Here is a 15,401-nt window from a genome sequence, read left to right as displayed (position 1 = left end):
TTATTCTCCCCGTGAGTCAGCGTTATCTTTCTTCTGCTGACGCCCCAGTTCACGAACCGCCATCACGCTGACACCGGCAACCAGTCCTACTACGCCGCCAAGCAGCCCAATCGCTCCGGCAGAAACATTGCCGCCTTCTTTCATATTGACGTCAGGTTTCTCGGAACGTGGCGTTTGGTTTTCTACATGAGCAAGCTGGTGAATACCTTTATGGAAACCGACGCCTTCTTCGTTACAGCCGTAGCAAGGGTGACCGATAGCCACCGGCCACACGCCACCAACATCGCAGAATTGCAGCGTTGAACAGTTACCGTAGGTTTCTGGTCCTTTACAGCCCAGATGGTAGAGGCACCAACCTTCACGGTGGCCTTCATCGCCAAACTCTTTCGCAAAACGGCCAGCATCGAAGTGCGGGCGACGTTCGCAGTGTTCGTGAATCAAACGGCCATAGGCGAATGTCGGACGGTTTTTGGTATCCAGCTTCGGCGGCTTACCGTAAGTGATGATATGCGCGACCGTTGCAAGGAAGTTATGTGGGTTCGGCGGACAGCCGGGGATGTTGATAATGGTTTTGCCTGGCAGAACTTCCTGCAAGCCGACTGCACCCGTTGGGTTAACGCCAGCGGCAGCAACACCACCCCACGCGGCGCAAGAGCCGATGGCAATGATAGCGGCAGCGCCTTCAGCGGCCCGGCGGATGTGATCCACGATCGGCTCACCGGCAACCATGCAGTAAATACCATTATCTTTTAGTGGGATAGAACCATCTACAACCAAAACATATTGCCCTTTGTACTTCTCCAGAGCGTTATGTTTATTCTCTTCAACCTGGTGGCCGAAGGCGGCAGAGAGTACCTCATGGTATTCGAGAGAGATGGTCTCCAGAACGAGGTTTTCCACTGTAGGGTGTGTCGCGCGAAGCAGCGATTCAGTACAACCCGTACACTCCTGAGCACCAATCCAGATAACTGGTGGGCGCTGAGGACGAGAAACTGATTCGGCCATTTCTGCGGCGGCTTTGCTACTGAGCCCCATGGTAGCGGCCAGTGCTGCACAAAGCTTCATGAAATCACGGCGATTGATGCCGTTCGAATTGATGAGAGAGTTATCTCCAGTCATTTTATAGTTATTCCGTTGCGAAGACCTGGCTTTTTATTTTGCACCATTCGCATGTTGCATATTGCGATCGGCGCGCCATTTACCACACTTTTTATATGGTTATGTGCGATATATTACTTCGACGGAGCAACAAAACGAAGGTGTTGGTCAATAGTGTAATTAATTAAAGCAACGGAATACCCCTTTCGGATCAAGCTTCGAGCCGATAGCCAGCCATGAAAAACCGAATTGTCGTACTGGACTGGTTCTCTTTAAAGAAATCCATCACCATCTCTTTATCCAGGCCATAGCGGCGCGTGAGGATGCCCGCCTCCCACGCGCTAAGCTGCCGATCGCCCGTTTTTTCAAACATACGATGTGAAAATCCCAGTATAAAACCGCGTTTATAATCAGCACAAAAATTGGCCACCATACGGGCGCTATCCGCGCTTGACGCGTTTAATCCGGCCATCAGACCTTTTCCAAAATGATTGTCCATGCGTAACCCCCAATCGCTATATAATAAATTATATAGCGATTTTTTAAGCAAAGGCCAGAGGTTTCACGTACTTTTTTGCGCCTGCTTAAAAGGACACCCACTCGTCCGTTTTGGCGGCCGCAGACGTTTTGCTGTCTGCTGAAGGGGAAGTGGTATTCGCAGCAGCGTATTGCACATCATTCGCAGACAGGCGGAACTGTTGCACCGAGCGTTGCAGCTCTTCCGTTTGTCGTTCCAGCGCCACAGCAGCGGCAGAGACTTGCTCAACCAATGCAGCGTTCTGTTGCGTGACGCTATCCATCTGGGTGATCGCCACACTCACCTGCGAGATGCCCTTGTTCTGTTCTTCCGAGGCAGAGGCAATTTGTTTCATGATAACGGTCACTTCGGTGGCACCGCGGAGAATTGCCTCCATGGTTAATCCCGTCTCTTTAACCAGACGAGCGCCCTGATCGACACGACGCGACGATTCGCCAATCAGCGTCTCAATTTCTTTCGCCGCTCCGGCGCTCCGGCTGGCAAGGTTACGTACTTCACCAGCAACGACGGCAAAACCACGTCCCTGCTCGCCCGCTCTGGCAGCTTCAACTGCGGCGTTAAGCGCCAGAATGTTGGTCTGGAAAGCAATACTGTTAATAACAGACGTAATTTCGGCGATCTGTTTCGAGCTGGCGGCAATGCCATCCATCGTCTCAACCACTTCAGAAACCAGCGTGCTGCCTTTACCTGCCGTCTCTGTCGCCGTATCGGCAAGCTGGCTGGCCTCACGCGCATTTTCGGCGTTAAGTTTTACCGTGGCGGTCAGTTGCTCCATGCTGGCAGCGGTCTCTTCCAGCGCCGCAGCCTGCTCTTCAGTACGTGAGGAGAGATCGTTATTACCGGTGGAAATTTCCGTAGCTCCTCGCCAGATGTTGTCACTACCTGAACGAATGGTACTGACGGCTTCGCGCAGGCTGTCCTGCATCGCGCATAGTAACGGCACCAGTTGGCCCACGCAGTTACGCCCAAAATCTTCAATAGGATGGCTGAGATCGCCCTGCGCAATCTGTTGGAACTGCTGACGGATGCGTCCCAGAGGTTTCACCATCATGGCGACGAGGTAACGGTCGGTAAAGAACAGTAGGGCAATACCGAGGATCACGGCAGTAATAATTAACGTCCGGATGATAGACGTTTTGCCATCGACCATAACACGGGTGGTATCAAGCCGCTCTCCTGCCGTGGCGTTAAAACGTTCGGCACTGGCGCCAAATTCACGGCTCAGCGCTGGCGTTATGGTGCTGGCATGTTCCGCAAAGGCCGTGAGCGTGCCCTGCTTTGCCAGCTGCATTTGCGGGATCACGCCATTGTCCAGCAGCGCCTGCCACTTCGTCAGTACCGCCGCGGCAACTTCCGGATCCATGGGGCCTGGAGACAATGTTTTCATCTCCTGGAGTTTTTTGCTCATGTTCTCAAGGGACTGCTGCGCCGGCGCAAAATCAGGCGTTCCGCCACTCATTTTGACGTCCATGGCGCGACTTAACCGCGTAACGAAGCGAAAGTACTGATCGTTCCCCTGACTGAGCACCGTCATCTGATGGACGAGATGACGGTCAATATCATTGCCTTCAGATATTTTTGATAAAGAATGAAGACTGAATAAACCCACGCCCGACCAGAGCAGGCAAAAAAGTCCCAGTATTGCCAACATGACAATACGAATAGTGAAGTTTTTCAGCAAACGCATAATAATTTCCTTGCCGTTGATGAGGAATTCGCCATCAGGCGATACTTATCCTTGTTATCGGCAGGCAACAGAGAAGATATAATGCGTTCTTTATTTTTTTACTTTCTTAAGTACATTCAATATCTATTTACACTATATCAACATGAATGCTAATGAAATTAGCTAGCATTACTATTCAGATGATTAGCCTGAATCATTTAATAATCCTTTGTTTTATATCGTAAATATTCATTAAACCATGTAAGAGTGCGTTTCCAGGATAAATCAGCAGCAGTCTTATCATAACGTGGTGTCGAATCATTATGAAAACCATGATTAACGCCGGGATAGATATATGCCTCATAGACTCTCTTATTGGCCTTGAGTGCCTCCTCATAAGCAGGCCCCTCGTTAATTCGGATACCATCATAGTAATCGAGCAACTCTTGTGGAAAGTCTTTCGCAGTTAAACGCGGCATGGCAGCGCTCCTGATTGATGTTTTTATACGCAAAACACAGTGGTCTGTTTTTACCCAGTTTTTCATCCCAGTGTGACCTGGTGAACGGGATCTTCAGCGGGAACCCGCTAGAATAGAAACGTTGTTTCGAAATTCACCTGCACTAAGGAGATCTCATGGCCTGGTTTGCCAATCCTGAACGTTACGAGCAGATGCTCTATCGTTACTGTGGGCGCAGCGGTTTGCGTTTACCCGCGCTATCGCTGGGTTTATGGCACAGTTTTGGGCACGTTCAGGCGCTGGATTCACAGCGCGCCCTGCTGCGTAAAGCATTTGATTTAGGCATCACGCATTTTGATTTAGCCAATAACTATGGACCGCCTCCGGGCAGCGCAGAAGAGAATTTTGGCCGATTACTGCGCGAGGATTTTGCACAATATCGTGATGAGCTGATCATCTCCAGCAAAGCAGGCTATGACATGTGGCCAGGTCCATACGGTTCTGGCGGTTCGCGCAAATACCTGCTCGCCAGCCTCGACCAGAGCCTGAAACGCATGGGCCTCGACTATGTCGATATCTTCTACTCACACCGCGTTGACGAAAATACGCCAATGGAAGAGACCGCCTCAGCCCTGGCCCATGCGGTGCAAAGCGGTAAAGCGCTGTATGTCGGTATCTCATCCTATTCCCCGGAGCGTACGCAGAAAATGGCCGAGCTGATGCGGGAGTGGAAAATTCCGTTGCTGATCCACCAGCCTTCTTACAACCTGCTTAACCGCTGGGTAGACAGTAGCGGTTTGCTGGATACACTGGAATCCAACGGCATGGGCTGTATCGCATTTACGCCGTTGGCCCAGGGGCTGCTGACGGGGAAATACCTCAACGGCATTCCGGAAGGTTCACGCATGCAACGTGAAGGGAAAAAAGCCCGTGGGCTGACGGAAAACATGCTGACGGAAGAAAATCTTACCAGCCTGCGTTTGCTCAATGAGATGGCGCAACAGCGAGGACAGTCGATGGCGCAAATGGCCTTAAGCTGGCTGCTGAAAGACAACCGGGTGACTTCGGTATTAATTGGCGCCAGCCGGCCGGAGCAACTGGAGGAAAACGTTCAGGCGTTGGCAAACCTGACGTTCAGTGCCGAAGAACTGGCGCAGATCGATAAGCACGTCGCAGACGGTAAGCTGAACCTGTGGCAGGCCTCATCGGACAAATAGCTGTTTATCACTCCGTGCCGGAAGGTGTCGTTAACCTCCCCGGCACGTAATGCAGACCCGACAGTCCCCTCACACTTCTTCCGCGTTGATCTCCGGGCGTTGATACTCCGGCCAGACCAGCGCGACAAGTGCAGGATAAGCCTCAAGACTGAACTCCCTGAAGCACTGACGCAGGTTGAGCACGTCCAGGTCAGCATGCGGGACCTTCTCACCGCTCAAACAGCGTTTTTTAATATTGTCGTAATATTTATACACCGCAGAGTTGAGGTCGCTGCAACGCCGCTGTGCATCAAATAATCCAGGAATCTCATTCAACTCCACCATTGTCATCCGTTTGATCGTGGAGTGAATAAAATCGATATATTCGTGATTAACGCGCCAATACCAGACTGGGGTAATCGAATTCATCAATACCGAGAAATGGTCCTCACCTTCTTCTTTACTCAGCATTTCCGGCTGGTTTTCAGAATGTCCATTTTCTGCATATCGGTTTTTATTTGCACTGCGCATTAAAAAAAGCACCCCGCAGGTCAGCAATAGCAGGGTTATAACAGAATAAAATATACTGTTCATATACTGGCTCCATTTTTTTTGATTTTAAAATTACGCCATGCTATTGTCAACGCGGCCTGATTTATTTAAAACAACATATCATTGGCATCAAAGGATATTTCAACATGCTTCCCGAGCATCTTGTTCCCTCGCATTTTCACTTATCCAGTCCATCTACCAATACTGAACCCGTAGATAATAGTGAAAATTTGAATCAGGGAAAGAGAACGTTAAGCGATTACGAACCCGATATTTTGATTAGTGCTACAGCTACCGGTCAGGCACGCAATATGTTATTTGAAGAGTGTGATCGTCATTTAAAAGAGCGTTTGTTTCGTGCCGCGAAAATTGAGTCATTCACTCGCTTGCTCAATTCACTACAAGCAGAAGGCGACATTAACGCTCAAGAATTAAGTAAAATTTTGTCCACAAAAACAGCTATCATAAATGAGCAAGGTAATAAAATTTGGCTTAATTTAATCACACGTGAAACCAGCGATCCTATTTTTTATTCTCTGGAAAAGAAATAAAATGAAAGATATTGAGGATAATAATGTTTATTTGGCTTTAGATGACCATAAAAGCGATGAGTTTGTCTTAAAGCAAAATTTAGCCGTGTTGATTGCCAATAAAAACGCGACGCTGGAAAGCGTCGCTCAGGAGATTGTTTCTATCCCCGCCGCGCTGGTACGAATGAAATGGCAAAATCGCCGTGAGATTTATGCGCTACAAGCTAAAGAAGAGATCTACGGCGCCGCCATTGAGGCCATTATGGAGCAGCAACCGGAACTGCGGGACAAAATAATGACCCGGCTGGAAAGCGCATATCAGCATATTCTCAGGCGAGAAACAGCCACCCTTCGCCTGACGCGTAAACTGTCTGAAGGCAACTACGAGCCAACCAGGATAACGACAGTCGCCCTGGATGAAGACAGATAAGGGCGAGTGGAGAACGTTGAATCAGGAGCTGCAGGCCGGGTAAGGCGCCCCCCCCCACCCGGCAATGAGGATTACTTCGCTTTTACAGTCTCTTCACCAACCAGACCAATCTTCAGGAACCCCGCCTGATGCAAAGCATCCATAACCTTCATCATGGTTTCATAATCGACGGTTTTATCCGCAAGGAAGAAGATCGTAGTGTCTTTCTTGCCATCAGTCAGCGTATTTAACTCGCTAATCATGGTATCGTCCGTCACCTGGTTGTTGCCAATAAACATACTCTTATCGGCTTTCACAGACAGGTAAACCGGTTTTTCCGGACGCGGTTGCGGTGTGCTGGTGGAAGCAGGGAGATTCACCTTCACATCCACCGTTGCCAACGGCGCAGCCACCATAAAGATGATCAATAAAACCAACATAACGTCGATAAACGGCGTCACGTTTATTTCATGCATTTCACCGTTATCGTCCAGGTTTTCATTAAAGCTCATTGCCATGGAACATTATCCTACACGTAATTTCTGCGCAGCACGTACCGGATGCGCGGATGCGCTAGCGTTCAGGTCGAGATCGCGACTTTGCAGCAACAGCACCTGCGCCGCGACATCGCCCAGCATCGCTTTATAGCTGCCAATCTGACGTGCGAAAACGTTATAGATAACAACTGCAGGAATTGCTGCAACCAGACCAATCGCGGTGGCTAACAGCGCTTCTGCGATACCCGGCGCAACAACGGCCAGGTTGGTCGTTTGGGTTTGCGCGATCCCGATGAAGCTATTCATGATGCCCCATACCGTACCGAACAGCCCGACGAACGGAGAGATAGCCCCGATGGTCGCCAGGTATCCGTTACCGCGCCCCATATGACGCCCTACCGCCGCGACGCGACGCTCCAGACGGAAACCAGTACGTTCTTTAATACCTTCGTTGTCGTCGCTACCTTCAGACAGTTCCAGCTCATTCTGCGCCTCGTTAATCAACAGCGCGCCCAGGCTTTTGCCATCGAATCCTGCGGCAATCTCACTTGCCTGGTCTAAAGAGCGAGCATCCACCAGCAGTTGCTGCTCGCGCTTAAGGCGGCGTTTCTGAGTAAAGAACTCAAGGCTCTTACTAAAGAAAATTGCCCAGGTGACCACTGACGCCAAAATCAGCCCAATCATCACGCACTTAACCACGATATCGGCGTGCTGATACATACCCCAGACGGAAAGGTCCGTCTGCATCAAATTATTACCCACTCTGTATCTCCAGGACGCAAGTCACAAAATCTGTGCGTAATGATATCAAAACGACGTCGAATTGATAGTCGTTCTCATTACTATTTACATAGTGCCGCACCTTTGGTTTCTTTTCCTTGCGCTTACGCAGTAAAAAAGTCACCAGACGCAGTTTGAGATTATTTTCTACTGTATGCCTGTTCTGCGGGATGCGTCATCTTTGATTCATGGTAGTTTAGACATCCAGACGTATAAAAACAGGTCAAACAACATGGCAGATAAACAACTTGAAACCAAACTTGTGCATGCAGGGCGCAGTAAAAAGTACACGCTGGGCTCGGTAAATAGCGTGATCCAGCGCGCTTCTTCGCTGGTTTTTGACACCTTAGAGGCCAAAAAACAGGCTACCCATAACCGGGCTAACGGCGCACTTTTTTACGGACGTCGCGGAACCCTGACGCATTTCTCCCTGCAGGAGGCGATGTGTGAACTGGAAGGCGGGGCAGGTTGCGCCTTATTCCCCTGCGGCGCGGCAGCCGTGGCAAACACCATCCTCGCTTTTGTGGAGCAAGGCGATCATGTGCTGATGACCAACACCGCCTATGAACCCAGCCAGGATTTCTGCACAAAAATTCTCGGCAAGCTTGGCGTGTCCACCGGCTGGTTCGATCCGCTGGTTGGCGCCGATATAGTGAAGCACATGCAGCCGAACACCAAAGTCGTATTTTTGGAATCGCCTGGCTCTGTCACCATGGAAGTGCATGATGTTCCGGCTATTGTTGCCGCCGTCAGAAGCGTTGCACCTGACGCGATCATCATGATTGATAACACCTGGGCTGCCGGGGTGCTGTTCAAAGCGCTGGATTTTGGCATCGATGTTTCTATTCAGGCTGGCACCAAATATCTGATTGGTCATTCCGATGGCATGGTCGGCACGGCGGTATCCAATGCCCGCTGCTGGGATCAACTGCGCGAAAATGCGTATCTGATGGGACAAATGTTGGATGCCGATACTGCCTATATGACCAGCCGTGGACTGCGTACGCTGAGCGTACGCCTGCGTCAGCATCATGAAAGCAGCGTAAAGGTTGCCGAATGGCTGGCCAGCCATCCGCAGGTCGCCCGCGTGAACCACCCAGCGCTACCCGGCAGTAAGGGTCACGAATTCTGGAAGCGTGATTTCACCGGCAGCAGCGGTCTGTTCTCGTTCGTATTGAATAAGAAACTCAATCATGAGGAGCTGAGCGCGTATATGGATCACTTCAACCTGTTCAGCATGGCTTACTCCTGGGGCGGCTTTGAGTCGTTGATTCTCGCTAATCAGCCGGAGCACATTGCGGCAATTCGTCCACAAGGCGAGGTGGACTTCAGTGGAACGCTCATCCGTCTGCATATCGGTTTAGAGAATGTTGACGATCTGATTGCCGATTTAGCCGCAGGATTTGCCCGAATCGAGTAAAATTGCCATAGATGGACATATATGCAGACACTTCTGGTGGAAAAGTCTGCAATTGTTGCGTCCGGGATCAAGGCATCCCGGACAATTCAGGAGTACAATCCACACATAAACGCTGTTCCACAGGAAAGTCCATGGTAGTCATTCAAGATATTGTCTCCGCGCTCTGGCAACACGATTTTGCCGCGCTGGCGGATCCACACGTTGTGAGCGTGGTGTACTTCGTTATGTTCGCCACACTGTTTTTAGAAAATGGCCTGCTGCCCGCCTCCTTTTTACCCGGAGACAGCCTGTTATTGCTGGCAGGTGCACTGATCGCTCAGGACGTGATGAGTTTTTTACCTACCATAGCTATTCTGACCGCCGCAGCCAGTCTGGGCTGCTGGCTGAGCTACATTCAGGGACGATGGCTGGGCAACACGCGGACGGTAAAAGGCTGGCTGGCGCAATTACCTGAAAAGTATCATCAGCGTGCCACTTGTATGTTTGATCAACATGGGTTGATGGCGCTGCTGGCCGGACGCTTTCTGGCATTCGTTCGTACCCTGCTGCCAACAATGGCGGGTATTTCAGGGCTTCCTAATCGTCGATTCCAGTTTTTTAACTGGCTGAGCGGACTGCTGTGGGTCACGGTCGTCACCGGCTTCGGCTATGCGCTAAGCATGATCCCGTTCGTCAAACGCCATGAAGATCAGGTGATGACCTTTTTAATGATCCTGCCGATTGCCCTGTTAACCGCAGGTCTGTTGGGAACGCTGTTCGTGGTGATTAAAAAAAAATACTGTAGCGCCTGAATCGCATCCGTAGGCCGGATACTCTCCGGCATTTCGCCTTATAGCACGCAGCTTTAAGGCGTACGGTGTACCTGTCAGGCCGACAAGAAGTCAACTCCCCTGCATCATTCTTATTCTGGCCGCATCCTCTCCCGGCGTTACGCCAAAGAAACGTTTAAACTCACGACTGAATTGCGATGCGCTCTCATAGCCGACACGCATGGCGGCCGCGCTGGCCTTCATTCCGTCGTGGATCATCATCATCCGTGCTTTATGCAGCCGATAACTCTTGAGATATTGCAGCGGCGATGTGCTGGTCACCGCTTTAAAATTATGATGAAACGCCGACACGCTCATGTTCGCTTCTGCCGCCAGCTGTTCTACATTGAGGTTTTCGGTGTATTTGGTTTCAATTCGCTTCAACACCCGGCTTATCAAACTGAAATGCGTCTGGCGACTAACCAGCGCAAGTAACGCGCCGCCACGCGGCCCGGTCAGCACATGGTAGAGGATCTCGCGAATGATCTGTTTTCCCAGAATACGCGCATCCAGCGGCCGTTCCATCACATCCAGCAGACGCTCAGCGGCACAGAGAATTTCGTCAGAGAGCGTCGCGGAGTTGATCCCGCTGGCCGCCATGGCGGGCTGGAACAGCTCGTCTTCCCCAATGTCCATCAACAGCTCCTGCAATTGCAGAATATCGACATTCAGGTAAATACCGGCCAGTGGAACCTCCGGCGTCGCATACGTTTCACATTCAAAGGGTAAAGGTACTGTCAGCAACAGATATTCGTTGGCGTCATAACGAAATACGCGTTCATTGATATAACCAATTTTATGCCCCGAAAAGAGAAATATGATGCCAGGCTGATACATCACCGGTGTACGCGCCGCTGGCTCAGTACCGTGGAGCAGACGAACATCTGGCAGCAGTTCGCTGAGTTTATTTTCATTATTTTTCAACTGCTTAATTTTATCTGTCAGCAGAAGGCAGATCTCATCACGGTCCATAGAGCACCAGTTCATCATCGGTTTGTAACTCTGCCATAATGCGCAGATTTATACTTTTTCTCCAGTCGTCTGTAGAAATGGGCAAGACATCGGCAGAAATGAGCATTGAGAGCTACGCGACTGACGACCACAATGTTCATCATCCGGCAGATACTCTCCTGCCCTCTTTTTTACCCACATAAGGGAACGAGCAATGAACAATTTTAATCTCCATACCCCAACCCGCATTCTGTTTGGTAAAGGCGCAATTGCACAGTTGCGCGATCAAATCCCTCAGGACGCTCGCGTACTGGTTACCTACGGCGGCGGCAGCGTGAAAAAAACCGGCGTTCTGGCACAGGTTCAGGACGCGCTAAAAGGTCTGGACGTGATTGAGTTTGGCGGTATTGAGCCGAACCCGTCTTATGAAACGCTAATGAACGCGGTAAAAATCGTACGTGATGAGAAAGTGACGTTCCTGCTGGCGGTGGGCGGTGGTTCAGTGCTGGATGGCACCAAATTCATCGCGGCTGCGGCACAGTACGCGGACGGCGTTGATCCATGGCGTATTCTGGAAACCCACGGTAATGACGTAAAAAGCGCCATCCCGATGGGCTCCGTATTAACCCTGCCAGCTACCGGCTCTGAATCTAACTCCGGTGCGGTAATTTCACGTAAAACAACTGGCGATAAACTGGCCTTTATGACCCCGTTTGTGCAGCCGGTATTTGCCGTGCTGGATCCGGTTTACACCTATACACTGCCGCCGCGTCAGGTTGCTAACGGTGTCGTGGATGCGTTCGTTCATACCGTTGAGCAGTATGTGACCTATCCGGTCGACGGGAAAATTCAGGATCGCTTTGCCGAAGGCATTCTGCTGACGCTTATCGAAGAAGGCCCGAAAGCATTGCAGGAGCCGGAAAATTACAACGTCCGTGCAAACGTCATGTGGGCGGCAACCCAGGCACTCAACGGCCTGATTGGTGCAGGCGTACCGCAGGACTGGGCAACGCATATGCTGGGTCACGAACTGACCGCAATGCATGGTCTCGATCATGCCCAAACGTTGGCCATCGTTCTGCCTGCGCTGTGGAATGAAAAACGCGATGCCAAGCGCGCCAAACTGCTGCAGTATGCTGAACGCGTGTGGAATATCACCGAAGGAAGCGATGACCAGCGCATCGATGCCGCCATTGCAGCAACCCGCGCTTTCTTCGAGCAAATGGGCGTACCGACTCGCCTGTCTGACTACGGTCTGGACGGCAGTTCTATCCCGGCGTTACTGGAAAAACTGGAAGCCCATGGTAATACGAAACTGGGAGAACATCAGGACATTACGCTCGACGTCAGCCGCCGGATTTACGAAGCTGCCCGCTAAGGTTTTTTGACCTCCACCTTTCGTTTTTGGGTATTTATACCAGGCTTAAGTCACACCTATGTCACCGGAGTATGTTCCGGTGACAGACATTAAGGGGGGAATTATGACCACTCCAACCATTATAAAACTACAGGATGGCAACGTCATGCCACAACTGGGCCTGGGGGTCTGGAAGGCAAGCAACGAAGAAGTCATCACCGCCATTCATAAAGCGCTGGAAGTGGGGTATCGCTCAATCGATACCGCGGCAGCGTACAAAAATGAAGAAGGTGTCGGCAAAGCAATACGCGACGCAGGCGTGCCGCGGGAAGCGTTATTCATTACCACTAAGCTGTGGAATGATGACCAGAAACGCCCCCGGGAAGCCTTACTCGAAAGCATGGAGAAACTCCAGCTTGATTACCTCGATCTGTATCTGATGCATTGGCCCGTTCCGGCGATCGACCACTACGTTGAAGCGTGGGAAAGCATGATAGACCTGCAAAAAGAAGGGCTGATTAAGAGCATCGGCGTGTGCAACTTTCAGATAAACCATCTCCAGCGGCTAATGGATGAAACCGGCGTACCTCCGGTGATTAATCAGATAGAACTTCACCCGCTCATGCAACAACGCCAACTGCACGCCTGGAACGCCACACATAAAATCCAGACCGAATCCTGGAGTCCACTGGCGCAGGGCGGCAAAGATGTCTTCGATCAAAAGATAATCCGTGACCTCGCAGAGAAATATGGCAAATCACCCGCGCAGATTGTCATCCGCTGGCATCTGGATAGCGGCCTGGTGGTGATTCCGAAATCGGTCACTCCTGCGCGTATCGTAGAAAACTTTAACGTCTGGGACTTCCGCCTGGATAAAGATGAATTAGGCGAAATCGCGAAACTCGATCAGGGTAAACGTCTGGGACCCGATCCAGACCAGTTCGGCGGTTAACCCCTTCCAGCCAGCCCGACACTCTCGTCGGGCCTTTTCTGATTTGAAATATCAGGAAACAATTCACACACATATATTGATGTATTTCTTGCAATCCCTGGAGCAGCATTACGCAACATAACCTGTTAATTATTCAGTAAATATATTCATGATATGAATATATTTATAACACCTATAGGTGCGTAACCGTGACTGAGAAAAAAAGCAATAGTGTCAAATGGCTCCCATTGATTCTTATAACACTCATTTCCGCTGGACTGTGGCAGCTTACCCCGCCGACAGGGCTAAGTACGCCAGCCTGGCATTCAGCAATTATCTTCGTCGCCACCATCGCCTCTATCGTGGCGAAAGTGTTACCCATCGGCGCAGTCGGCATTATTGGAATTACGGTTTTTGCACTCGCCTATGCTGCCGGAGATAAAACCGCCAGCGGCGCTATCACCACAGCGCTAAGCGAACTGAACAGTTCGCTTATCTGGCTTATCGTCGTCGCTTTTATGATTGCCCGTGGGTTTATCAAAACAGGCCTCGGACGACGTATTGCGCTGCAGATGATCCGTTTGCTTGGCAAACGCACTCTCGGACTCGCCTACGGTCTGGCCTTTGCCGATCTGATTCTATCCCCCGCAATGCCGAGCAATACGGCACGCTGCGGCGGCGTCATCTACCCCATTGCCGACTCCCTGGCGCGCAGTTTTCATTCGAATCCGGAAGATGAGTCCCGCAGTAAAATCGGTACCTTTCTTATCACCTGTATTGGCAACGTCAACGACGTCACTGCCGCACTATTTATGACCGGCTACACTGGCAATCTGTTAGCGGTGAAGCTGGCGGCCAATGCGGGCGTCACGCTGACCTGGGGCGGCTGGTTCATGGCGGCGCTGCTGCCTTGCCTGGTCTCCTTACTGCTGGTTCCATTGCTGGTCTACTGGATTGTACGCCCGGAAATTAAACACACACCAGATGCCCCGAATCTGGCGCGTAAAGAGCTAGTGGAAATGGGTCGGATGTCTCGTGGGGAATGGCTGATGCTGGCTACCGTCGGCGTGCTGCTGGTGCTGTGGATTTTTGGCGATACGTTAGGCGTCGACGCCACCACTGCCTCGTTCGTGGGACTGTCTATTTTATTACTAAGCGGTGTTCTGAGCTGGGAAGACGTCAAAAGTGAAAAAGGCGCTTGGGACACACTGATTTGGTTTGCCGCGCTGCTGATGATGGCAAACCAGCTGAAAAAACTGGGTTTTACCACCTGGTTTGGCAATCTGATCGGTGACAGCCTGAGCAGCACCATGCACGGTACCAGTTGGGTAATCGTCCTGCTGCTGCTGAACGCCGCCTATTTCTATACTCACTACTTTTTTGCCAGCGGCAATGCACAGATTGCCGCGCTGTACGCCGTTTTCCTCGGCGTCGGTCTGCATTTGAACATCCCCGCTGCCCCCACGGCGCTAATGCTGGCCTTCACCAGCAGTTTGTACTGCTCGCTCACCCAGTACACCCACGCTCGCGGTCCAATCCTGTTTGGTGCAGGGTACGTTCCAACGGGCGTCTGGTGGCGCACAGGCTTTATCATCAGCCTGTTTAACCAGGCGGTGTTTATCACCGTGGGGTTGATGTGGTGGAAGGTATTGGGTCTGTACTAAACTGACTGCGTCCTGACGACATACCTTACTGCGGAGAAAAGGAATGACCTGTATTTTCTGTCAAATAGTTGAAGGCAAAGCCTCCTGCCATAAGGTCTGGGAAGACGAGCACCATCTGGCTTTTCTGTCTATTTTCCCGAACACTGACGGTTTTACCGTGGTGATCCCGAAAAAGCATTACCCCAGCTATGCCTTCGATATGCCGCCGCAGGCGTTGGCTGACCTGATGATGGCAACCCAAAAAGTGGCTAAGAAACTGGATAAGGCTTTCCCGGATGTCAGTCGTACGGGGATGTTCTTCGAAGGTTTCGGCGTAGACCATGTGCACAGCAAATTAAGCCCTATGCACGGTACTGGCGACCTCCCCCACTGGAAACCGATTGAGTCGCGGCAGACCAAATTTTTCGAGCAGTATGAAGGCTATCTGTCATCACACGACCACGAACGAGCGGATGATGCAAAACTGGCCGCATTAGCGGCCAGAATTCGTGAGGCATAACGTTGGATGTGATTGCCGGGTAAAGCATTTGTACCTTATCCGGCAT

General features: G+C 51.0%; 17 protein-coding genes. 9 read left to right on the top strand and 8 right to left on the bottom strand.

From position 1 onward, the window contains the following. The 4 genes from hybO to OGX99_RS23875 all read right to left on the bottom strand — a co-directional run bounded on the left by hybO (window position 1) and on the right by OGX99_RS23875 (window position 3,847). Window positions 1-1,119 (bottom strand): hydrogenase 2 small subunit, encoded by a 1,119-nt coding sequence (hybO, locus tag OGX99_RS10460; protein WP_040233985.1) that lies wholly within the window; start codon window positions 1,117-1,119, stop codon window positions 1-3. 190 nt (window positions 1,120-1,309) lie between these two features. Further along, entirely contained in the window at window positions 1,310-1,597 is a 288-nt protein-coding gene (locus OGX99_RS10455; protein ID WP_151224347.1) for a DUF2623 family protein, read from the bottom strand. An 85-nt stretch (window positions 1,598-1,682) separates the two neighbouring features. After that, the gene (locus OGX99_RS10450; protein ID WP_187253249.1) at window positions 1,683-3,323 is read right to left on the bottom strand and encodes a methyl-accepting chemotaxis protein; all 1,641 of its coding nucleotides are present in this window, start codon (window positions 3,321-3,323) and stop codon (window positions 1,683-1,685) included. Window positions 3,324-3,520: 197 nt separating this feature from the next. Then, window positions 3,521-3,847 (bottom strand): dienelactone hydrolase family protein, encoded by a 327-nt coding sequence (locus OGX99_RS23875; protein ID WP_502873427.1) that lies wholly within the window; start codon window positions 3,845-3,847, stop codon window positions 3,521-3,523. Window positions 3,848-3,936: 89 nt separating this feature from the next. On the opposite strand from OGX99_RS23875, the gene OGX99_RS10440 reads away from it, so the two are divergent. Next, window positions 3,937-4,977 (top strand): aldo/keto reductase, encoded by a 1,041-nt coding sequence (locus OGX99_RS10440; RefSeq protein WP_187253250.1) that lies wholly within the window; start codon window positions 3,937-3,939, stop codon window positions 4,975-4,977. A 69-nt stretch (window positions 4,978-5,046) separates the two neighbouring features. Here the strand turns inward: OGX99_RS10440 and OGX99_RS10435 are convergent, their stop codons facing one another. Next, a complete protein-coding gene (locus OGX99_RS10435) occupies window positions 5,047-5,550 on the bottom strand; it encodes an ESA_00282 family adhesion-associated protein (protein ID WP_151217713.1) in 504 nt (167 codons plus the stop codon). A gap of 104 nt (window positions 5,551-5,654) precedes the next feature. Between OGX99_RS10435 and OGX99_RS10430 the strand changes: the two genes are divergently transcribed. After that, complete coding sequence (locus OGX99_RS10430) at window positions 5,655-6,059, top strand: hypothetical protein (RefSeq protein WP_187253251.1); 405 nt, start codon at window positions 5,655-5,657, stop codon at window positions 6,057-6,059. A 1-nt stretch (window position 6,060) separates the two neighbouring features. Next, a complete protein-coding gene (locus OGX99_RS10425) occupies window positions 6,061-6,468 on the top strand; it encodes a cytoplasmic protein (protein ID WP_187259009.1) in 408 nt (135 codons plus the stop codon). A 71-nt stretch (window positions 6,469-6,539) separates the two neighbouring features. On the opposite strand, the gene exbD is transcribed toward OGX99_RS10425, so the two are convergent. Both exbD and exbB read right to left on the bottom strand, forming a co-directional pair. Continuing rightward, window positions 6,540-6,965, bottom strand: a complete 426-nt coding sequence (gene exbD, locus OGX99_RS10420; RefSeq protein ID WP_286543456.1) for a TonB system transport protein ExbD — start codon at window positions 6,963-6,965, stop codon at window positions 6,540-6,542. A gap of 6 nt (window positions 6,966-6,971) precedes the next feature. Then, entirely contained in the window at window positions 6,972-7,706 is a 735-nt protein-coding gene (gene exbB / locus OGX99_RS10415; RefSeq protein WP_151217716.1) for a tol-pal system-associated acyl-CoA thioesterase, read from the bottom strand. A gap of 250 nt (window positions 7,707-7,956) precedes the next feature. Between exbB and metC the strand changes: the two genes are divergently transcribed. Together metC and yghB are read left to right on the top strand one after the other, a co-directional pair. After that, window positions 7,957-9,144: a cystathionine beta-lyase gene (gene metC / locus OGX99_RS10410; protein WP_252838758.1), complete on the top strand. Its 1,188-nt coding sequence runs from the start codon at window positions 7,957-7,959 to the stop codon at window positions 9,142-9,144. 131 nt (window positions 9,145-9,275) lie between these two features. Beyond that, window positions 9,276-9,935, top strand: coding sequence for a DedA family general envelope maintenance protein YghB (gene yghB, locus OGX99_RS10405; RefSeq protein ID WP_187253254.1), 660 nt, complete (start codon window positions 9,276-9,278; stop codon window positions 9,933-9,935). 90 nt (window positions 9,936-10,025) lie between these two features. On the opposite strand, the gene OGX99_RS10400 is transcribed toward yghB, so the two are convergent. Next, the gene (locus OGX99_RS10400) at window positions 10,026-10,925 is read right to left on the bottom strand and encodes an AraC family transcriptional regulator (protein ID WP_252838757.1); all 900 of its coding nucleotides are present in this window, start codon (window positions 10,923-10,925) and stop codon (window positions 10,026-10,028) included. A 193-nt stretch (window positions 10,926-11,118) separates the two neighbouring features. Here OGX99_RS10400 and yqhD point away from each other — a divergent pair, with 193 nt between their 5' ends. The 4 genes from yqhD to OGX99_RS10380 all read left to right on the top strand — a co-directional run bounded on the left by yqhD (window position 11,119) and on the right by OGX99_RS10380 (window position 15,355). Continuing rightward, the gene (gene yqhD / locus OGX99_RS10395) at window positions 11,119-12,282 is read left to right on the top strand and encodes an alcohol dehydrogenase (RefSeq protein WP_151217719.1); all 1,164 of its coding nucleotides are present in this window, start codon (window positions 11,119-11,121) and stop codon (window positions 12,280-12,282) included. Window positions 12,283-12,385: 103 nt separating this feature from the next. Continuing rightward, window positions 12,386-13,213: a 2,5-didehydrogluconate reductase DkgA gene (gene dkgA / locus OGX99_RS10390; RefSeq protein WP_151217720.1), complete on the top strand. Its 828-nt coding sequence runs from the start codon at window positions 12,386-12,388 to the stop codon at window positions 13,211-13,213. A 188-nt stretch (window positions 13,214-13,401) separates the two neighbouring features. Next, window positions 13,402-14,856, top strand: a complete 1,455-nt coding sequence (locus OGX99_RS10385) for a DASS family sodium-coupled anion symporter (protein WP_187253256.1) — start codon at window positions 13,402-13,404, stop codon at window positions 14,854-14,856. A 43-nt stretch (window positions 14,857-14,899) separates the two neighbouring features. Next, complete coding sequence (locus OGX99_RS10380; protein ID WP_286543451.1) at window positions 14,900-15,355, top strand: HIT family protein; 456 nt, start codon at window positions 14,900-14,902, stop codon at window positions 15,353-15,355. Window positions 15,356-15,401: the final 46 nt, after the last annotated feature.

The sequence above is a fragment of the Citrobacter sp. Cu096 genome (genome assembly GCF_030332285.1).
Lineage (GTDB): Bacteria > Pseudomonadota > Gammaproteobacteria > Enterobacterales > Enterobacteriaceae > Citrobacter > Citrobacter meridianamericanus.
The sequence above is the reverse complement of the archived record's forward strand: the minus strand, read 5'-3'. Positions and strand labels throughout refer to the sequence as shown.